The following is a 20602-nucleotide window of genomic DNA, read 5'->3' as shown; positions in this document are numbered from 1 at the left end:
CCGACGCGCTCGCTTCTGAGTAACTCGAGCGTTCGCGTCGCGAACGTACGTCATCGTTGGACTGCCTGAAGCGCGACACATCATTCGTCGGCGCTTCGCCGTGATGGACCACGATTCGCGGTAACTTCCGCTTAACTAAGACTTGGAACCAAGGAGCCAACTGCACTATGGCGCAGACCAATGCCAACTTGATCTGGAAGATTGCTGACCTGCTGCGGGGGCCATATCAGCCCAACCAGTACGGCGATGTGATTTTGCCGTTCACAATCTTGCGCCGCTTGGACTGCATCTTGGAACCCACCAAGGACAAGGTCCTCGCCGAATACAAGAAGATCCAGGCCACCAAGGTCGAACCCGGCGTGATGCTCAAGACCAAGTTCAAACTGCCCTTCTACAGCACCTCACGGTGGACATTCGCAGCACTCGTGGGCGATCCCGAAGGCGTGGCCGACAATCTCATCGACTACATCGAGCGGTTGTCACCCAACGTGCGCGACATCTTCGACGGCTTCCGCATGATCGACCTCATCGGTGACCTCGCCAAGTCGGACCGGCTCTACCTGATCGTCAAGGAGTTCGCCGCAGTCGACCTGCACCCCAACGTGATCACCAACCACGACATGGGCTATATCTTCGAAGAACTAATCCGCAAGTTCGCCGAATCCAACAATGCTCAGGCCGGCGATCACTTCACCCCCCGCGAGGTCATCTCGCTGATGGTCGACATCCTCTTTCACGCTCAAGACGACGTACTGACCAAGCCCGGCACGGTCCGCACCATCTACGACCCCGCCGCCGGAACCGGCGGCATGCTCTCCACCGCCTACGATCACCTCATAGCCATGAACCCGAAGGCACGCCCTGTGCTCTACGGGCAGGACATCAACCCCCGTTCATACGCAATGTGCAAGTCCGACATGATCATCAAGGGCCAAGACGTCGACAACATCTACCTCGGCGACACACTGGCCGATGACGGGTTCCGCACCAAGCACTTCGATTTCCTGCTATCCAATCCGCCCTTCGGGGTGGCCTGGAACACCCAGCAGAAGAAAGTCACCGACGAATACGAACAACGCGGCTTCGCCGGACGCTTCGGCCCCGGCCTGCCCCGCGTCTCCGACGGCTCGCTGCTGTTCCTGATGCACCTGATCTCCAAGATGCAGCCGGTCAAGAACGGGGAGGGCGGCAGCCGCCTGGCCATCGTGCTGAACGGCTCGCCTCTATTCACGGGCGCAGCCGGATCGGGCGAGTCGAACATTCGGCAGTGGATCATCGAGAACGACCTATTGGACGCCATCATCGCGCTGCCGACCGACATGTTCTACAACACCGGCATCGCCACCTACATCTGGATCTTGGACAACAACAAGCCTGCCAAGCGCAAGGGCAAAGTGCAGCTCATCAACGCCGTCGACATGTACGGCAGGAGGAGCAAGTCCCTCGGCTCCAAGCGGAAAGAACTGCGCCCGAAGGACATCGAGCGGATCTGCAACCTGTACGACAGCTTCCGAAACCAGCAGGCGACCGATGAACACGACGCACACTCGAAGGCCTTAAAGGGCGAGGAGTTCGGCTACTCCACCATCACCGTCGAACGACCCCTGCAGCTGCGGTTCACACCCACTAGGGACAAGGTCGAGGCAGTGCTGGCGCAGAAGAATGTCGACAAGCTCAAGGACGGCGAGAAGGCCGCGATCAGCAAGGCTCTTACCGGCCTGATCGGGTGGGAGTGGAAGGACCGCGACGAGTTCATCACCGAGCTCAAGGACGCGCTCCATAAGGCAGGCCTGACGAAACCGTCCGCCCCGCTTGTGAAAACGATCTGGTCGACCGTCGGGGAGCATGACGATGACGCCACTATCGTCACCGATGCCAAGGGCAACCCCGAACCCGACCCTGCGCTGCGCGATACCGAGAACGTCCCCTTGACTGAGGACATTGAGGAGTATTTTGCCCGCGAAGTCCTACCCCACGTTCCCGACGCCTGGATCGACCAAGATAAGACCAAGATCGGCTACGAAATCCCCTTCACCCGGCACTTCTACCGCTACATACCTCCGAGACCTCTGAGTGAGATCCAAGAGGACCTGCGCGTCTTGGTCAGTGAAATCCAAGTGATGCTTGGCGAGGTGGGAGCGTGACCTCCCGAGAAATCGATCTGCCAGCGATACCGGCACACTGGACGATGCTCCCGATTAAGTTCATCGGTCAGTTGGTGACAGGGGGCACCCCGGCGACGACCGGCGAACAACAGCATTTCGCCGACGGCGGCGACGATAGCTTTCCTTGGTTCCGGCCAGAGGACTTGGATGCCACGGGCAAGCCCTCAGTGGCATCCCGCCATCTATCCGAATCCGGCTGGGCGGCAGTACCGCACCTCACCCCACCCTCGGTACACGTCGTGTCTATCGGAGCGACACTTGGCAAGATCGGTTATGTCGACCAACTGGCTGCCTCAAACCAACAAATCAATGCCATCGTCGGTGCACAATGTCCCAAATTTGTCTACTTCGCGTTGATCGCGAGTCAAGATCGCATTCGGGCTTCATCAATGGGTAATACCCTCCCAATTATCAGCGCCGGTCGGCTAGGCGCAGTGAAGCTGCCTGTACCACCGCAGGACGAGCAGAAAGCGATCGTTGAATTCTTGGAGCATGAAACTTCCAAGATCGACGCATTGATCGCCAAGCAGGAACAGCTCATCGCCACCCTTCGCGAGGACCGCACCGCCACCATCACACACGCCGTCACCAAGGGTCTCGACCCTGATACCGAGATGAAAGACTCCGGAGTTGAATGGCTTGGCGACGAACCGCGCCGCTGGATGACTTCTCGGTTGAAAAACGTCATCCATTCGATCGAATCGGGAACGAGTGTCAATGCTGGCGACTGGCCAGCCGGAGCCGACGACGTCGCCGTCCTCAAAACGAGTTGCGTGTCTGCAGGGTGGTTCAATCCGGCAGCCAACAAAACCGTTGTTGACCAGAACGAGATTGACCGCACCACCTGTCCCGTTAAGGCCGATTCGCTAATCGTCAACCGTGCCAACACGCCGCTATTGGTTGGCTCTGCCGGATATGCCGAGAGCGGACGCCCCAACCTGTTTCTCTCTGACAAGCTATGGCAGGTCCGATTCAATGGCGCATCGGCGCGGTTCATCTACTACTGGACACAGACGGAGGTCTATCGCTCGCAGATCGTGGCGATGTGTGTTGGTGCAAGCTCCAGCATGCAAAACCTTGCGATGACGGACTTCCGAAACGTCGCGATCGCATTGCCTCCTATGGATGAGCAAGTCGCCATCGCTCGTTTCCTATCAACCCGCACCGACACGATCGACGATCTGATCGGCAAATCAACTGGTGTCATTGAAGCCCTAAGGGAGTACCGCGCCGCACTGATCACCGATGCAGTAACCGGCAAGATCGACGTGCGGGGGGCAGTGGCCTAGCAATGGCGCGCGCACAGACGATCCAGATTTATTTGCCCTCTGGGGATCCGGCGGGGTTACGTGTTGCAAACCTGACGACACGCACCGTGCGTGCATTCGAGGTGCCCCGCTCACTTCTCGGTCAGTTCCTCCAGCGTCCTGAGGCCGGGCAGGTGGGTGTCTACTACTTGTTCGGATCGCATGAGGACGAGACGCCGCAGTGCTACATCGGTCAGTCCGGCAATGTAGGGGGGCGGCTTCAGCAGCACACTGCGACCAAGGATTTCTGGACCAAGGCGATTGTGGCGGTGTCGCTGACGAACGAGTGGACCTCGACCCACGTGGCCTACCTCGAATGGTTGTCGCTAGCGCGGGCCAAGGCTGCTGGGCGGTACACGTTGCTGAATGGCAATCAGGCGTCGAACCCGTTCACCCCTGAGCCGTTGGAGGCCGACTGCCAGGAGTTCATAGACACTATCGCGGTGCTGTTGGCCACGCTCGGCGCTCCGGTGCTCGAATCAGTGAAGCCCATTGCATTGCACCCTACGCAAGCGAGTACCAGCGAACCAGAATCTCTGTTCTTCCGCGAGGCCGGCTGTGATGCCACCGGTTACCAGACCTCGGAGGGACTGTTGGTGTTGGCCGGGTCCAAGGGCCGCGCCGGAGTACGCGCCTCTGCACGTCCTGGCATCGCTGTCCAGCGGAAAGCTCTGGAGGAGGAAGGAGTGATCGAAGTCGGCGAGCAGGAATTGATATTTCTGAAGGATCATCTCTTCGGTTCCCCATCGGCGGCGGGATGCGCGCTCGTCGGCGGGGAAAACAACGGGCGGAAGAGTTGGCGCAACGCCGAAGGCCAATCCATCAGCGAACTGGAGCAGCTCACGGTGGGACCGAGAACCGATGAGGCGCAGCCATAATGACCCAGCATCATGAATCATCATTCGAGACCGAGATCTGCGAGTACCTGGCCGAGCAAGGTTGGCTGTACTCGCCGACCGATGCGGGCTATGACCGTGAGCTCGCCTTATTCACCGAGGATGTGTTTGCGTGGCTGGCTGATACGCAGCCTGGCCAGTTGGCCAAGCGGGTTAAGCCGGAGCTGACGGGTGAGGCGCTGGCCAAGGCTCGGGCCGGGGTGCTGGCCACGCTGGTGAAGCAGTTGGGGGCCGATCCGTACAGGGCCAACGGCGGCACATTGTCGGTGCTGCGGCGCGGCTTCAAGGACCTCAATGCTCAGTTTGCGATGTGCCAGTTCCGGCCCAACACCACGCTCAACGAGACCACCCAGCAACGGTATGACGCAGTGCGGTTGCGGGTGATGCGCCAGGTCCACTACTCGACCCAGAACTCCAACAGCATCGACCTGGTGTTCTTCGTCAACGGCATCCCGGTGGCCACTGCGGAGTTGAAGACCGACCTCAGCATTCAGAGCGTCACCGACGCGGTCCTTCAGTACAAGCATCACCGCCTGCCCAAAGGTGAGCCCCTGCTGCAATTCGCCTCGCGAGCGTTGGTGCATTTCGCGGTGTCGAACTCCGAAGTGCAGATGACCACCCAGCTGGCGGGCGTGGACACCGCCTTCCTGCCGTTCAACCGAGGTGATCACGGCCACGCCGGAAACCCGGCCAATCCGCATGGCTCGCCGACGGCGTATCTGTGGCAGCAGATCCTTGACCGTGACACCTGGTTGGACATCCTCGGGCGATTCCTGCACTTACAGATCGACGAGAAAATCGACCCGGCCACCAATAAGAAGCTCCGCACCCAACGGATGCTTTTCCCGCGCTACCACCAATGGGACGTAGTCACCCGTCTGGTCGCAGATGCCCGCCGCACGGGACCGGGGCAGAAGTATTTGATCCAGCACTCCGCCGGCTCAGGGAAAACCAACTCCATTTCATGGTTGGCGCATCGCCTGTCGGTCCTCCATGACGACGCCAACAAGCCAGTGTTTGACTCCGTCATCGTGATCACCGACCGCAACGTCCTGGATGCCCAGTTGCAGGAGGCGATCCGCCAGATCGACCGCACCCCAGGGGTAGTCGCCCATATCGCCGGGCTGGGTGGCGCGAAGTCCCAAGAGCTGGCCAATGCGCTGACCGGTGGGACGAAGGTCATCATCGTCACCATCCAGACGTTCCCCTACGCGCTGCAAATGATCCAGGAGCAAGCCGACCTCAAAGACAAAAGCTTCGCGATCATCGCCGACGAAGCCCATTCCTCACAGGCCGGGGAATCGTCCAAACGACTAAAGGCCGCACTGTCGGAAAGCGAGCGGGACGACCTCGAGGACGGCGGCACCCTCGATGCTGAGGACGTGTTGGCCGCTGAAATGACCGCGCGCGCCGAGACGAAGAACTTGTCCTTCTTCGCGTTCACGGCAACCCCCAAGGCCAAGACCCTGGAGTTGTTCGGCCACAGGTCCAGCATCCACAGCAAGCCACACCCGTTCCATCTGTACTCGATGCAGCAGGCCATCGACGAGGGCTTCATCCTCGACGTGCTGCGCAACTACACGCCGTACAAGACGGCTTTTCGGCTGACTCACAACGGGCAGATCTTCGAAACCGAAGACACCGCCGCCTCCGGCACCGTCCAGGTCTCCGGCGAATCCACCGGCGAACTGGTGGACAAGAGTGCGGCGCTCAAGTCGGTGATGAACTGGGTCAAGCTGCACCCCACCAACATCAGCCAGAAGGTCGCGATCATCATCGAGCACTTCCGCGACAACGTGGCATGGCGGCTCGACGGCAAGGCCAAGGCCATGGTCGTCACCTCCTCACGTAGGGCTGCGGTGCGCTACAAGTTGGCCTTCGACAAGTACATCGCCGAGCACAAGTACACCGACATCGCCGCGCTGGTGGCCTTCTCCGGCGAGGTCACCGACCCCGACTCTGGGCTGGAAAAGGTCACTGAAACCAGCATGAATCCTGGGCTGAAGGGCCGCGATCTGCGCGATGCGTTCGCCACCGACGAGTACCGGGTGATGTTGGTGGCCAACAAGTTTCAGACCGGATTTGACCAACCGCTGCTGGTGGCGATGTACGTCGACAAACGCTTGTCGGGTGTGGCGGCGGTCCAAACGTTGTCTCGGCTCAACCGAACCGCACCGGGCAAGGACCAGACCTTCGTCTTGGACTTCGCCAACGCCTCCGAGGACATCGTGGAGGCCTTCGAGCCCTACTACGACGCCACCACCCTCGCCGATGTCACCGACCCGAACATTGTGCACCAGACGGTCAACAAGCTCGACGCCGCCGGGATCTACCAAGAATCAGAGGTCAACGGACTGGTTGTCGATTACCTCAAGTACGCGAAGCAGCCCGGCAAGGGACATGAGGCCCTTAACAAGTGGATCAAGCCAGCGCGAGATGTCTTCCGAGACCGGGAGCGCCATGCCCGCGACCACGGCGACAGCCTGGCCCTGGAAGAGCTGGACATCTTCCGCAAGGACATCGGCACTTTCCTGCGCCAATACGACTTCCTGTCCCAGATCGTCAACTACGAAGACCCCGCCATCGAGAAGCTGTCGATCTACATACGGCACCTCGCACCCATGATCGCCAGCGAACAACTCCACCATGACATCGACCTGTCGGGTGTCGACTTCGACTACCTTGCCCAGCACGCCCAGCAGGCTACGGACGGCAAGCTCTCCGGCGGTGTCGTGCTGCAGCCGGCCAAAGCTGGGGGAACCGGCACTGCCCGCGATCCGGAGTTGGTCGCGCTGGAACAGGTGATCGCCCAGATCAATGACCTGTTCTCCGGCGAACACCCCGACTCCAGCGTCCGCAACGTAGTCACCCACATCAAGGACCGGCTCGAAGAAAGCGAGACCCTGCAGCAGCAGGCGCAAAACAACACCCTGGCGCAGTTCTCGGCCAGTCCTGATCTGCAGAACGAGTTCGTCGGCGCGGTGATTGGGGCCATGGCATCTTCGGAGGATCTCTCCACGCAGATTCTCAACAACCCTGAGCTATCCCAGAAGCTGCTCGGCGAACTGGTGCCGATCATCTACCAGGGGTTGAAGCCGACGGCCTGAGTCTCACAACGATCTGTGCCCACGCCGTTCTGAGCATCGTGAACTGCTGGCTGCGCAAATTCAGCGGCGTGCGTGGCAGTGCGAGCTATTGATGGCTCTCCAGGCGTCGCCGCAGGCGCGACACCGTAAACTCGTCCAAGCGTTCCACCTCCTCAGGAGCGTTGCGGCGGACAGCCTTCTGTGGGCGCACAGTCACAAGCTCGATGGCCTCATCGACTGGACGCTCCGGCCAGACGATCTTGTTGGACCGCTCGATCACCACAGTGGCCCCAAGAGACTCCAGCAGCTCGGCGCGCCTCTTTGCCGTCGATCGCGAGCGATAGACCTGCCGCGTGGACGGCCACACAAACTGGGCAGTGCCGACCAACCTGATGTAGTCGCCCTCCGGCTTCCAGCCCGGCGGTGTCCAGCCAGGCACCGGAACCCGATGGTCGGGTTCTTCGTCGCCGGGGTAGTTAACCGTCTTGGTCGAGCCCTCGGGGAACGCGATCACGCGCACGCGGTACAGATGGTCAGTCACGAGGTGTCCTCCGTTGATGTGTCGATGGCCGTTGGGCCGCAAGAGCACGCCGAAAGGCGTAGCGCACGAGCAGATATGCAACGGCGCTGCCATGGAATAGCGCCATCGCTGCAGGCCAAGTCATGCCACACCTTCCCAGGTTTGCTGACCGACTACACTCAGCACGAGCGTCAGTGCCGTGGGGTGTCGGTGTCCCCGACAACAGCCCCGACCCCCAGAAGCGCAGCTAGACAACAGTTTCTGCCTGTCGGGAAGATGTCGGGGTCCCCGACACCTATCTGTCACCGAGGGCATATTTAGCACTGTCGCCGTCACCTCCCACCGCACGCAATCGACCGAGGTCAACCGCCAGATCGAATACCGCAGCAAAGTCAGACGCGATCGACGAGTCGCAAGCTCGCTGAAGTTGACGACGAGTAGCGGTCCCGACGCGCTGAAGTTTGCGGTCGATGGTCTTCCAGACCCGCTGCTGTCGTTCGTCAGCAAGGTGCTCGTCAATGAGCGTCTGGCGGTCGGCCTGGTCAAGCGCACGAGCGCGGTTGGCCTGTTTGTGCCGGCTGGCCAGAGCCGTCCGCATACAGGCGCGAGTGCGGTTGGACACCTCGACGAGCTGACCGGCGATGCGCCAGTCGTCCTCGGTGATGTCGCGGCGACCGTCGAGCAGCGCCAGCCCGAATGACACCTTGAGCCGGGTCAGGTTCAGGTGTCCATCGAGCGGGTCGACATCAGCGGACCCAACGTTGGCCCTACGCCGCAGCGAACGGACCGCCTCGCGGACACTCGGCGGGATACCAACCATGTACGGCGTGCCAGTGATGATCGTCGGAAACGTCGGCACCACAACGTCGGCGGCAGCCGGTTCGTCGGGTTCGTCCTCGGTCGAGGTCGGGCCAAACGGGTCGACGGTCGGCACCCACAGGAACCGCTGCGGGAACCCGTCCTTTTCACGGTCGAGCAGCAAGCCACCGTTCTCAGGCTGCGCTCCGACGCCAAGGCACAGGCGGTAGCTATGCGCAGGGACGAACGTCGTCGTGGCGCGCTGCGCGTTGGTGAACCCGAGCGCCTGACCCATGTAGCCCTTGAGCAATTCGCCGATCAGGGTCGAACCCTTGCGGTCGGCCAGCGCGCCCAACGTGCCGATCTCGTTGACCTCCAGGTTCACGTGAGGCGGCGGCGAGTCTTCACCACCGAATCCCCGGAAGATCCGGGCCAGCCCCTCCCCCGAACCGATGCCCACCGCCGAGGCCGGATCGCTGTGCAGCTCCCCGTCGGGTGTCACGAACCGAACCGCGTCGCGGGCAACGCCGTTGGCAGCGTCCTTGCCCTGTCCCGACCGGCCCACCGAGACGGTGAACAGGTTCAGCGACACAGCAGACCCGACGATCGGCGGCAGCTGCACCGTCGGCTCAACCAGTGTGAGGGCACGGCGTAACACCGCACCGAGAACGGCGTGCGGCGCGGCCAGTCGAGCACGGGAGAATTGCCGGATGTGGGCCAGGATCTCGCGCTGCTCCCAGAACTGATCGTCGTCAACCAGCGGCTCAGCCTCACGGTCTACATTCCGTGCAGCGGGTCGGCGAGCCCTGGCCCCAAATGGGTCTCGGGTGTCGTCGTGGTCGTCGAGGAACCTCCCTGCATTGGCGACCATGCGGGCGAACTCCGATTCGGCCTCGGCCTGCCCGTCAGGTCTGTCCGGTCCGACGGCCTCGCTGAACGCGGCGTAGAGCGACGACAGCGCGAACTCGACACCGGACTCGCCACGCGAACCGAAGCGCAACAGCGCCAGAATATGGCCGCGCACCGTGTCGTGCCGCGACGTTCCGGTGTTGAGTTCGTAAAGCGCGACACCGAGGCGCTGAGCAACCTTGTCGGTCGGCCTGCCGCCGGTCATCGCATCGGTGACGTCGTAGGCCGGTGCCCCAGACCGGCCACTACCGGAACGGGTTTCGGTCCTGACCGGATCAGCTTTGAGCGCCGACAGCCAAGCCTCGGGCAGGTCCGGCAGTTCTTCGGGCGACGGCGGTTCAGGCAGGACGGCACCGTCGGCATCCCGCCACACGTACTGGGCCTTGGTGGTGGGATGTACCGAAGGCCAGCAGATGAGGTAGCGGTGATGGCGCTGCAGGATCTCGATATCTCCGACACCGATGTCGTCGAACTTGATGCGGTCGCGCAACTCGGTGGCCACCGGTACGCGGTACAGCCGGATGCCTGATACGCGATCGTCGCGGCTACTCGAATTCACAGTCGGCGGCAATACACCCCAACGCTTCTCGGCCTCATCGAGGGTCTGCGCGCCGGTCTTGCTGCCGTAGGCATCGATGTCGATACCGATCGTGCCCTCATGCAGCCGAAGGCACAGATTGGCGTCGTGCGGGTAGATCTGCGCCCATTGACTCAACTGCTCTACGGAGGGCCACGCACCCTCCCGCCCGGTGAACCCGGACGGCGGCGGAGTCTTCGACCGAGGTGGCAGTGGGAGTACACCGCGCCACCCGCGTTGCAGGTATTCATCCTGTGCACATGAGTACCCCCTAGAGGTACGGTTGCCGGTAGCTCCGTTGCCGTTGTGAGCTTCCTGGGCCGGTCCGACGTTCTCCGCGTCGGGCCGGTTCTCTGTAGCGGTCACGCTGGCGTGACCTCCTCGGCGTGATGAGCGTCGACGCCGCTGCCCGCGATGTCGACGAGTTCGACAAGGCCCAGATCGTCGAGCGCGTCGCGGGCCGACTGATCGAGGTTGGGGCGCTGTCCGTTCCTCACGCCACGCCTCCCGCGCTGGCCGTCAGGCGGTCGACATACTCGCCGAGTGAATCCGCTGTGATGAACCCGCGTCGCCCGATGTTGACCTTGACGATCTCACCCCGGGAAACCAATTCGTAGAGCGTGCTGCGACCAATGTCACCGAGTGCGTGGCGCGCCTCGGGGATCGGGACCAACCGCCTAACGGTGCTGTTCTCCACTACCTCACCTGCCTTTGTGTCGTTCCGCCGGCGTTCAGGCGGTTATTGACATAATTACAGGGATTAATGCAGAGTTACAGTTCCCGATAGGTACGGTTCAGGAGGTTTCGTCAAACCATGGATAGACCGAGCATGATCGGCGCGCCTGTCTTTCGGTTTCGGTACAAGGGTCAGCTGGTCGACTGGGAGTTCTCATCCGAGACGGTCGAGTTCAACGGCGTGCCAGTTCCGAAGTGGGCCACGGAACGACGGCACGGTGTTGGCGGCCCGGATCTCGTCATCAAGGTCGCCGTGCGAGATGGTTCTCCCGAAGTCGTCGAACTGAGTTTTGAGGCGAAATCGGGTCAGACCGAGGTTCGCCAGAAGCACCTACGGGCGGTGGAAGTCGACCAACTGGCCAGTGATCTCTATGCGGTGTTTGTCGCAGAGTTTGGTGAGAACCCGTCACGAGACGACGAGTCCCGGGCCATGCGGGTGGCCGAGAAGTTGATCGAGCGCCAGCGCCTCCCGCGCGACTACCGAATCATCTCTGACGAGATGCTGCGTCTAGTGGCCGAGGTCTACCGCACCAACATCGAGCGCGCACCGACCAAGGCCGTGGCTAAGCACTTCGGGGTGAAGGACCGGATGGCATCTACCTATGTCGACAGGGCACGCAAAAAGGGATTCCTGCCCCCGACCAAGCAGGGACAGAAGAAGGCCTGAGAGGACAAGACCATGGCGAACGCCAACGGTGAGGGTTCGATCTACAAGCGCATGCGCGACGGCAAGCAGACCGGCTACATCGGCGCGGTCAGCTACATCGACGAATCGGGCCAGCCGAAGCGTCACATGGTGTACGGCAAGACGCGCAGCGACGTGCGCGACAAGATGAAAGCCGTTCGCGAACGGCTTGATAACGGTGCGACGGTGAAGGATTCGAAGCGCAACCTGGCCGATTGGCTGGCGCGCTGGCGGGCCACCACGCTGGCCGCGTCAGACCGCAAGGCCTCGACCAAAGAGCTGTACAGCAATCTGTCGCGTCGGCACCTTGAGGTCGACCCGTTCGGCTCGATCAGGTTGGACAAGCTCAAACCGTCCGATGTCGAGGGTCTGGTGTTGGCGCTGCGAGCCAAGATGAAACCGGGCAACGCCAGCAAGACGAACCCGAACCCCTCGCCGGTCCGTGCGCTCTCTGATGCGACCATTCGGCAGATCTACACCGTTCTGCGGGCCGGCCTCGACGGCGCCGTACGTGACGGTCTGCTGGCCAAGAACCCGGCAGCAGCGGTGAAACGTCCCGGTGTGGCCCGCAAAGAGGCCCGACACGTCGAGGCGGTCGACGTGACCAAGCTGTTGCTGTGCGCGGAGGGTCTGCGGTATCGCAACGTGCTGACACTAGTCGCCGGTACCGGCGTGCGGCGCGGTGAGGCGCTAGCGCTGCGCTGGTCCGACATTGACCTTGCGGCCCGGGCAATGGCGGTGCGCGGCACCCTCGGACGGGTCAACGGTGAGCTGATCATCACCGAACCCAAGACCGATCGGTCACGACGGTCGGTGCCGTTATCGGCTCCCCTGGTGTCGATGCTCCGGGCACATCGTGCCGACCAAGACGCCGAACGCCTGGCAGCCGGTGACCAGTGGCAGGACAACAACCTGGTGTTCGCTACCGAGTCGGGCACGCCCGTGGACCCGCGCAACGTGTTGCGCACCGTCCAGATCGCAGCCCAGAAAGCAGGCATGGCCGACGTTGGCGTGCACACCTTGAGGCACAGCGCGGCGGTCGCGTGGCTTGAGGGTCAGGTGCACATCAAAGCCGTAGCGGACCTGTTGGGTCACTCCTCTATCGCGGTGACCGGTGATATCTACGGCCACACGTCGGACACCACAGCGCGGTCTGCCGTGGACGCGCTGACCGACCAGCTCGGCATCCTCGACATTTGAGGCCGTTGCTATCCACGTTGCTATCCAAGGCTGCCTCAACGCAACAGAGGCGGTCCCGGATCTCTCCGGAACCGCCTCTGAACTGCTAACTCTCTGTCGGGCTGACAGGATTTGAACCTGCGACCACTTGACCCCCAGTCAAGTGCGCTACCAAGCTGCGCCACAGCCCGCGTGCTTCCGGCTTGCACCGGCAGCGAGTCGAAAGCTTACCGTAGAGACCCGCTTTCGCCGTAATCGCTCCCCCGGTGCGTCACCGCGCTGCGGTGTCCGGCTCGTCTGCCAGCTGTTCTTCGGCCGGCTCCTCCGCGTCGAGCTCCTCGGGCAGGTATTCCGGTGCCCGCGAGACGCGCCAGGCGTACAGCACCAGCCCGGCCCAGACCACCACGATCGTGGCGACGACAGCCGTCGAGGCCGCGCCGTGAATGCCGAAGTACTTCAGTAGCTTCTGGGCATTGGTCAGCACGATCACACCGCCGACGGCGGTACCCAGCAGCGCGGGGCTGACCTTCGACACTAACCAGGCCGCCAGAGGTGCCGCCAGAACGCCGCCGATCGTCAGGCCCAGCACCACCGGCAGGTTGTTCAGGAATTCCTGTCGCAGGCCGACGAGGAAGCCCAGCGATGCCGATACCGCCACCAGGAACTCCGACGCACTCACCGAGCCGATGACCGTGCGCGGCGCCGTCTTGCCCCGCGACAGCAGCGTGCTGGTGGTGATCGGGCCCCAGCCACCGCCGCCGGAGGCGTCGATGAAGCCGCCGAACAGGCCGAGTGGGGTGAGGAACTTCGCGGTATGCGGCGTGCTGCCCGAACGCAGGGCCGGCGGCGTGCGCAGCGAGAACCGCAGCAGCACATAGATACCGATGCACAGCAGGATCGTGGCCATCAGCGGCGCGGCGTCTTCGGTCGACAACGACGACAGCACGGTCGCCCCACCGAATGCGCCGATCGCACCGGGAACACCGAGCTTCAGCACGATCTTCCAGTCGATGTTCTTGAACCGCCAGTGCGACAGACCCGAGGCCAGCGTGGTGCCCACCTCGGCCAGATGCACCGCGGCGCTGGCCTGCGCCGAAGCCACTCCACTGAGCACCAGCAGGGTCGACGCGGTGACACCGAAGGCCATGCCGAGCGCACCGTCGACCAATTGGGCCCCGAGGCCGACGAGCGCAAAGATCAGAAGCGAACGCATAGGTTCGACTGCTTTCGATTGTGGTCACCGCACACAGTGACCCGACGGAAGGTTGGGCGCGTGTCTATCGACCCGCGCGACACCACTCGTCGAAAGCCATCAACCGGCGCGACGGCCAGAAGGGCTCGAGGGCAGCCAGAGCAGAAGGTGCGGTGCGGTAGGCGAGTTCAGCCACCAGTCACCCCTTCCTGCTCGACAGTTGCGCTGACTTTACCTGAGCCCCCGGGCAGACCCGACTCGGCCCTACAGGCTCAACAGCCGATACAGCCCGATCAATCCCACCACCACGATCACGGCGCGCAGCGCGTTCGGCGACAGCCGGCGTCCATAGTGCGCGCCGAGGAAACCGCCGATCAGCGAGCCGGCCGCGATCAGGCCCGCCGCCTCCCAGCTGATCCGGTCGAACGCGACCACCGTGTAGGCGACGGCGGCAACGATGTTGACCAACAACGACAACAGGTTCTTGGCGGCGTTCATCCGCTGAATCGACTCCGGCAGCAACGCCCCCATCACCGCGATCAGCAGGATTCCCTGGGCCGCGGTGAAGTAGCCGCCGTACACACCCACGGCGAACGTGCCGATCACCAGCACCACCATCCGCCGCGGACTGACATGGTCGGCGGACTGACCGGATGCCTCGGCGCGCTGCCGTGCCCAGGCCTGGATCCGCGGGCCGACGACCACCAGGAGCAGCGCCAGGATCAGCAGAACCGGCACCACCGCGACGAACACCTTTTCCGGCAGGTGCAGCAGCAGCCAGGAACCCAGACCGGCGCCGATCAGCGATCCGGGAATCTGCCAACGCAACCGCTTCCACTGGCCGCGCAGTTCTCGGCGATAGCCCCAGGTGCTCGATACCCCGCCGGCGACCAGACCGACGGCGTTGGACATCGTCGCGGTGACCGGCGGATAGCCCAGCGTCACCAGCGTGGGGAAGGTGATGAGTGTGCCGGATCCGACGACGGCGTTGATCGCGCCCGCACCGACACCGGCCAGCGTGATCAGGACCATGTGGGTGACGGACACTCGGGCCAGCCTATCGGCCCGACTTGTGCACCGCGCGTCACGCCAGGCGTTACCCAGCGTGCACAAATCGCTAACGCTTCTTGGGGGCTCCGCGCTTCTCGCGCACCCGCACGTTGATCTTCACCGGGCTGCCGTCGAAACCGAACTGCTCACGCAGCCGACGCTCGAGGAACCGGCGGTAGCCGGCCTCCAGGAAGCCCGACGTGAACAGCACGAACGTCGGCGGCCGGGTGGCCGCCTGGGTGGCGAACAGGATCTTGGGCTGTTTGCCGCCACGCACCGGCGGCGGCGTCGCGGCCACGATCTCTTTGAGGAAGTTGTTGAGCTGACCGGTCGAGATCCGCTTGTCCCAGGAGGCCAGTGACGTCTCCAGGGCCGGCACCAGCTTCTGCACCGCCCGGCCGGTCATGGCCGAGATGTTGACCCGCGGCGCCCACTGCACCTGCACCAGTTCACGGTCGATCTCTTTATCCAGCAGATAGCGCCGGTCCTCGTCGACCAGATCCCATTTGTTGAACGCGATGACCAGTGCGCGCCCGGCCTCGATCACCATCGAGAGCACCCGCAGGTCCTGCTCGGTCAGTGGCTGGGAGGCATCGATCAGCATGATCGCCACCTCGGCCGCATCGATCGCGCCGTGGGTGCGCACCGAGGCGTAGAACTCGTGCCCGCTGGCCTGGCCGACCTTGCGGCGCAGACCCGCGGTGTCGACGAAACGCCATGTCTTGCCGCCCAATTCGATCATCGAGTCGACAGGATCGACGGTCGTGCCGGCGACATCGTGCACGACCGACCGCTCGTCGCCGGCCAGCCGGTTCAGCAGGGAGCTCTTGCCGACGTTCGGCTTACCCACCAGCGCCACCCGGCGTGGGCCACCGGTACCACCGCCGGCCACCTCCGAGATCGTCGGCAGCTTCTCCATCACGACGTCGAGCAGGTCGGCCACGCCCCGACCGTGCATGGCACTGATCGCGTGCGGCTGGCCGATACCCAGCGACCACAATGCCGCCGCATCGGACTCGCCCCGCTGCGTGTCAACCTTGTTGGCCGCCAAGAAGACCGGCTTACCGGACTTGCGGAGCATGCGGGCGGCTGCCTCGTCGGCCGAGGTCGCACCGACCACCGCGTCGACGACCAGGATGATCGCGTCGGCGGTGCGCATCGCCACCAGTGCCTGATCGGCCACCAGTTGCTGCAGGCCCTTGGCGTCCGGCTCCCATCCGCCGGTGTCCTGCACCATGAAGCGGCGCCCGAGCCAGTTCGCGTCGTAGGACACCCGGTCGCGGGTCACCCCGGGGATGTCCTGCACGACGGCTTCGCGACGCCCCAGGATCCGGTTCACCAGAGTCGATTTCCCGACGTTGGGCCGGCCGACGACGGCCAACACCGGTGGTGGGGCGGCGGCCTCCTCGAGAACCTCGGCGACCTCGTCGCCGAACTCCCAGTCGCTCTCGTCCGACCAGGTGCCATCGCCGTCATCGACGCTCATCGCCGCACCCCCGCATGCTGAGTTACCAGGTCGAGAAGGTGTGCCACGACCTGTGTTTGGTCCATGTCACTGGTGTCGACCACCAGTGCGTCCTCGGCCGCCTGCAACGGGGAAACAGCCCGCGTGGAGTCCAGATGGTCGCGCCGTTGCACATCGGCGAGCACCGTCGCATAGTCGTCGGGCAGGCCGTTCGCGATGTTCTGGGTGTTGCGGCGCCGGGCCCGTTCCTCGGCCGAGGCGGTCAGGAAGATCTTGACGTCGGCCTTGGGCAGCACCACGGTGCCGATATCGCGACCCTCGACCACCACGCGTCCACCCGAGGACGCCAACTCGCGCTGCAGGTCGACGAGTCGGGCACGCACCTGCGGCACCGCCGAGACCGCCGATACCGCGCGGGTCACCTCGTCACCGCGAATCTCGGCCGAGACGTCTTCGCCGGCCAGGTATGCCCGGTCCTCACCGGGGTCCGAACCGACACCGATCACCGCTCGCGATGCCGCCGCGTCGATCGCCGCGGCATCGTCCAGGTCGGTCCCGGCACGCAGGACCGCCAGCGTGACGATGCGGTACATCGCGCCGGTATCGAGATAGTTTGCACCCAGGGCTTTCGCCAAACCTCGTGAAACCGAAGACTTCCCGGTCCCCGCCGGTCCATCGACCGCCACCACCAGAGACCCGCTCACATTCCCACCGCCTGATAAAGCTCGCCGATTTCCTTGCGGCTGAGCACCCTGATACTGCCCGGCCGCTGGTTCCCCAGCGCCACCGAACCGATGTCGGTGCGGACCAGTTCCTGCACCGGGAAATCCACCGCGGCCAGCATGCGCCGCACGATGCGGTTACGGCCCTCGTGCAGGGTGACCTTCACCAAGGTCTTACCCGGGACCGTGTCCACCACCGCGAAGTCGTCGACGTGAGCCGGGCCGTCTTCCAGTTCGACCCCGTCGCGCAGCTTCTTGCCGAGCCCGCGCGGCACCGTGCCGAGCACCGTCGCCACATAGGTCTTGGGGATCTCATACGACGGGTGCATCAGCCGGTGTGCGAGCTCCCCATCGTTGGTCAGCAGCAGCAGCCCCTCGGTGTCCGCGTCGAGGCGACCGACGTGAAAAAGCTTCTTGTTGCCCCGAACCCGGTGCTCCACCAGATCTCCCACGCACGGGCGGCCACGCTCGTCGGACATCGTGGACAGCATGCCGATCGGCTTGTTGATCGCCAGATACACCAGCGTCTCGTCGATGACCACCCGTGAGCCGTCCACCCGGATCTCGGCCGTCGCCGGGTCGACCCGGGTGCCGAGCTCGGTCACGAGCCGGCCGTCGACCTCGACGCGGCCGTCGGTGATCATCCGCTCGGCCACCCGCCGGGAGGCAATTCCGGCCTGGGACAATACTTTCTGCAGTCGTACACCTTCGTCAGCCATGTCAGTCCTTGTCCACGTCGAAGGCCAGCGGCTGATTGCTGCCGGAGGAGCCGCTGTTAAGTTTGGCGAAACGCGGCTCGTCGCCGAGCGATTCGCTGAGATCGTCGATCACGTCGACATCGGGCAGCAGCGGCGCGATGTCGGGCAGATCGGTCAGTGAGGACAGGCCCAGCCGTTCCAGGAACAACTCGGTGGTGGCGAATGCCGCCGCGCCGGAATCCGGATCGGTGCCTGCCTCGGTGATCAGACCGCGCGCCACCAGCGTCCGCATCACCGCGTCCACGTTGACGCCGCGCACCGCGCTGACCCGCGCCCGGGTCACCGGCTGCCGGTAGGCCACCACCGCCAGGGTCTCCAGGGCCGCCCGGGTCAGTTTGGACCTGGCGCCGTCGAGCAGGAGCCGCTCGACATACGGGGCATAGCGCGCCCGGGTGTACATCCGCCAGCCGCCCGCGGCCTCGCGCAGGTCGATGCCGCTGTCACGCGCGGCGAAGTCCTCGGCCATCAGGCGAAGCTTGGCCATCACCCGGTAAGCCGGTTGTTCGGTCGCCGACGCCAGTGCATCCACCGTCACCGGCGTGTCCACCACCAGCAGCAACGCTTCGAGCACCGCACCCAGTTCACCGTCCTCAAGCTCGGGAACCGTCGCCACATCGATGCCCAGGTCATCTCCGACCGGGATCACCTCACCCGGGGCATCATCGGACTGAACTCCGATATCGGAGATCTCGTCAGTCATTGTTCTCGCTATTCTTCCGCATCAGCGGTGGCCAGATGTTCGCTGGTCGGCCGATCTCCGGTCCACGAAACCTGGAGCACTCCAAGCGCTTCTGGTTGCTCGAATGTTACCGCCCTGGCCCGGAACAGTTCGAGCAGCGCCAGGAAGCGGCCGACGATCTGGAGTCCGTCGGTGCACTCTGCCACGAGTTCGGAGAAAGTTGCCCATTCGCCGATCCCCCGCTGTTCGAGCAGGGCGATGATCCGGTGCGCCTGCTCGGGCACCGACACCTTGGGCGCATGGATGTGGTCGATGCCGACCGTGGGCACCGGGCGGGGGGTGAAGGCGGCCGCCGCGATCTCGGCGAATTTGCCGGCGTCGACGCCGAGCATCACCTCGGGCAGCAGGTCCGAGAAGCGGTCCTCCAGCGACACGACGCGCGGGTAGCTGCGCAGCGCTGCGGCCTCCAGTTCGGCGAACATCAACGCGACGTGTTTGAACGCCCGGTACTGCAGCAGCCGCGCGAACAACAGGTCGCGGACCTCGAGGAGGGCGAGATCTTCCTCGTCGTGCACCTGGCCCGACGGCAGCAACCGGGCCGCCTTCAGATCCAGCAGCGTCGCCGCGATCACCAGGAACGTCGTGGTCTCGTCGAGTTCTAGCCGAGCGCCGATCTCCTTGGTGTAGGCGATGAAATCGTCGGTGACCTGGTGCAATGCCACCTCGGTAACGTCAAGGCGATGCGCGAAGATCAGCTGCAACAGCAGGTCGAACGGCCCCTCGAAGTTGGTGAGCCGAACCTGGAAGCGGTTGTGCTGATCACCGGTGGTCGACTCATCCCCGACCGGGGCAGCTGGTTCGGCACCATCGGTGATCGGGGTATTCAGGACATCGTTCACGCGCCGAACCGGTCGATGACTTCGCGCGCCAGCGAGCGGTAGGCGATGGCACCACCCGATTTGGGCGCCCAGGTGGTGATCGGCTCGCCCGCCACGCTGGTCTCCGGGAATCGGACGGTCCGGGTGATCACGGTGTCGAACACCAGGTCGCCGAACCGCTCCACGACGCGGGCCATGACCTCACGCGCATTGACCGTGCGCGGATCGTAGCGAGTGACCAGGATGCCGCTGATGGACAGCTTCGGGTTGAGCCGGTCGTGCACCTTGGCCACGGTGTCGGTCAGCAGCGCCAACCCGCGCAGGGAGAAGTACTCGCATTCGGTGGGAATGATCACACCGTCGGCGCACGCCAACCCGTTGACCGTGAGCAGGCCCAGCGAGGGCTGGCAGTCGATCAGCACGTAGTCGTAGCGGTCGAGCACGGGATACAGGGCCCGGGCCAGGGACTGCTCGCGACCGACCTCGTTGACCAGCTGGATCTCGGCGGCCGATAGGTCGATGTTGCTGGGCACCAGGTCCATGCCGCTGACCCGGGTCTTGATCACCACATCGTCGATCGACACCCGCGGTTCGACCAGCAGGTTGTGGACCGTGTGCGCAAGCTCGTAGTGCGGCACCCCGAGGCCCGCCGACAATGCGCCCTGTGGGTCCAGGTCCACCAGCAGCACCCGGCGGCCGTACTCGGCCAGGCTGGCACCCAGGTTGATGGTCGAGGTGGTCTTGCCGACCCCGCCCTTCTGGTTGCACATCGCGATGACCTTGGCCGGACCATGGGTCGAACGGGGCCGCGGTTCGGGAATGTCGCGCGGTGGCCGCCCGGTCAGGCCGAGTTCGGGTGAGCTGTGTTCGAAGAGTCCGTCGTGTGCGCTGTCGTCGGTCATACCCCACCACTCCTGGTCGGGCATCCCGCAGTCTCGGCGCACATCCCGGCAAGTTTAACGTCGTCACGCAGCAAGAACGGGCAGACCCGCGGGCAAACC

Annotated in this window: 18 protein-coding genes and 1 tRNA gene; 6 read left to right on the top strand and 13 right to left on the bottom strand. The window is 63.9% G+C overall.

What is annotated here, in order from left to right:
* Nucleotides 1–167 precede the first annotated feature (167 nt).
* The 4 genes from G6N44_RS02600 to G6N44_RS02585 are packed head-to-tail and all read left to right on the top strand — an operon-like array spanning nt 168 to nt 7475.
* The gene (locus tag G6N44_RS02600) at nt 168–2144 is read left to right on the top strand and encodes a type I restriction-modification system subunit M (RefSeq protein WP_163660871.1); all 1977 of its coding nucleotides are present in this window, start codon (nt 168–170) and stop codon (nt 2142–2144) included.
* The gene (locus tag G6N44_RS02595) at nt 2141–3454 is read left to right on the top strand and encodes a restriction endonuclease subunit S (RefSeq protein WP_131812924.1); all 1314 of its coding nucleotides are present in this window, start codon (nt 2141–2143) and stop codon (nt 3452–3454) included. Before G6N44_RS02600 ends, G6N44_RS02595 begins: the two co-directional genes overlap by 4 nt.
* Before the next feature lie 2 nt (nt 3455–3456).
* Nucleotides 3457–4350, top strand: a complete 894-nt coding sequence (locus G6N44_RS02590; protein WP_163660869.1) for a GIY-YIG nuclease family protein — start codon at nt 3457–3459, stop codon at nt 4348–4350.
* Nucleotides 4350–7475: a type I restriction endonuclease subunit R gene (locus tag G6N44_RS02585; RefSeq protein ID WP_064932424.1), complete on the top strand. Its 3126-nt coding sequence runs from the start codon at nt 4350–4352 to the stop codon at nt 7473–7475. The genes G6N44_RS02590 and G6N44_RS02585 overlap by 1 nt, the downstream gene beginning before the upstream one ends.
* Before the next feature lie 85 nt (nt 7476–7560).
* Here G6N44_RS02585 and G6N44_RS02580 read toward each other — a convergent pair whose 3' ends face one another.
* The 4 genes from G6N44_RS02580 to G6N44_RS02570 all read right to left on the bottom strand — a co-directional run bounded on the left by G6N44_RS02580 (nt 7561) and on the right by G6N44_RS02570 (nt 10931).
* Complete coding sequence (locus G6N44_RS02580) at nt 7561–7995, bottom strand: hypothetical protein (protein ID WP_064932423.1); 435 nt, start codon at nt 7993–7995, stop codon at nt 7561–7563.
* A 274-nt stretch (nt 7996–8269) separates the two neighbouring features.
* On the bottom strand, nt 8270–10624 hold the full coding sequence (locus G6N44_RS02575) for a bifunctional DNA primase/polymerase (RefSeq protein WP_163660867.1): 2355 nt from the start codon (nt 10622–10624) through the stop codon (nt 8270–8272).
* Nucleotides 10621–10755: a hypothetical protein gene (locus tag G6N44_RS29680; protein WP_264032931.1), complete on the bottom strand. Its 135-nt coding sequence runs from the start codon at nt 10753–10755 to the stop codon at nt 10621–10623. Before G6N44_RS29680 ends, G6N44_RS02575 begins: the two co-directional genes overlap by 4 nt.
* Nucleotides 10752–10931, bottom strand: a complete 180-nt coding sequence (locus tag G6N44_RS02570) for a helix-turn-helix domain-containing protein (RefSeq protein WP_082940083.1) — start codon at nt 10929–10931, stop codon at nt 10752–10754. Before G6N44_RS02570 ends, G6N44_RS29680 begins: the two co-directional genes overlap by 4 nt.
* A 141-nt stretch (nt 10932–11072) precedes the next feature.
* Here G6N44_RS02570 and G6N44_RS02565 point away from each other — a divergent pair, with 141 nt between their 5' ends.
* Nucleotides 11073–11660, top strand: a complete 588-nt coding sequence (locus tag G6N44_RS02565) for a hypothetical protein (RefSeq protein ID WP_163660865.1) — start codon at nt 11073–11075, stop codon at nt 11658–11660.
* Nucleotides 11661–11672: 12 nt separating this feature from the next.
* Entirely contained in the window at nt 11673–12878 is a 1206-nt protein-coding gene (locus G6N44_RS02560; RefSeq protein WP_064932420.1) for a tyrosine-type recombinase/integrase, read from the top strand.
* Nucleotides 12879–12974: 96 nt separating this feature from the next.
* On the opposite strand, the gene G6N44_RS02555 is transcribed toward G6N44_RS02560, so the two are convergent.
* The 9 genes from G6N44_RS02555 to G6N44_RS02515 all read right to left on the bottom strand — a co-directional run bounded on the left by G6N44_RS02555 (nt 12975) and on the right by G6N44_RS02515 (nt 20503).
* Nucleotides 12975–13048, bottom strand: a tRNA-Pro gene (locus G6N44_RS02555).
* 80 nt (nt 13049–13128) lie between these two features.
* On the bottom strand, nt 13129–14070 hold the full coding sequence (locus G6N44_RS02550; RefSeq protein WP_163660863.1) for a sulfite exporter TauE/SafE family protein: 942 nt from the start codon (nt 14068–14070) through the stop codon (nt 13129–13131).
* 243 nt (nt 14071–14313) lie between these two features.
* Entirely contained in the window at nt 14314–15081 is a 768-nt protein-coding gene (locus tag G6N44_RS02545; protein ID WP_163669513.1) for a sulfite exporter TauE/SafE family protein, read from the bottom strand.
* Nucleotides 15082–15166: 85 nt separating this feature from the next.
* The gene (gene der / locus G6N44_RS02540) at nt 15167–16585 is read right to left on the bottom strand and encodes a ribosome biogenesis GTPase Der (RefSeq protein WP_163660860.1); all 1419 of its coding nucleotides are present in this window, start codon (nt 16583–16585) and stop codon (nt 15167–15169) included.
* Nucleotides 16582–17268, bottom strand: a complete 687-nt coding sequence (gene cmk, locus G6N44_RS02535; protein WP_163660858.1) for a (d)CMP kinase — start codon at nt 17266–17268, stop codon at nt 16582–16584. Before cmk ends, der begins: the two co-directional genes overlap by 4 nt.
* Nucleotides 17265–18005 (bottom strand): pseudouridine synthase, encoded by a 741-nt coding sequence (locus G6N44_RS02530; protein WP_163660856.1) that lies wholly within the window; start codon nt 18003–18005, stop codon nt 17265–17267. Before G6N44_RS02530 ends, cmk begins: the two co-directional genes overlap by 4 nt.
* Nucleotide 18006: 1 nt before the next feature.
* Nucleotides 18007–18744, bottom strand: coding sequence for an SMC-Scp complex subunit ScpB (gene scpB, locus G6N44_RS02525; RefSeq protein WP_163660854.1), 738 nt, complete (start codon nt 18742–18744; stop codon nt 18007–18009).
* A gap of 8 nt (nt 18745–18752) precedes the next feature.
* Nucleotides 18753–19622 (bottom strand): segregation/condensation protein A, encoded by an 870-nt coding sequence (locus G6N44_RS02520; RefSeq protein ID WP_163660852.1) that lies wholly within the window; start codon nt 19620–19622, stop codon nt 18753–18755.
* Complete coding sequence (locus tag G6N44_RS02515; protein WP_163660850.1) at nt 19619–20503, bottom strand: ParA family protein; 885 nt, start codon at nt 20501–20503, stop codon at nt 19619–19621. The genes G6N44_RS02520 and G6N44_RS02515 overlap by 4 nt, the downstream gene beginning before the upstream one ends.
* Nucleotides 20504–20602: the final 99 nt, after the last annotated feature.

This window comes from Mycolicibacterium alvei (genome assembly GCF_010727325.1).
Taxonomy (GTDB): domain Bacteria; phylum Actinomycetota; class Actinomycetes; order Mycobacteriales; family Mycobacteriaceae; genus Mycobacterium; species Mycobacterium alvei.
The sequence above is the reverse complement of the archived record's forward strand: the minus strand, read 5'-3'. Positions and strand labels throughout refer to the sequence as shown.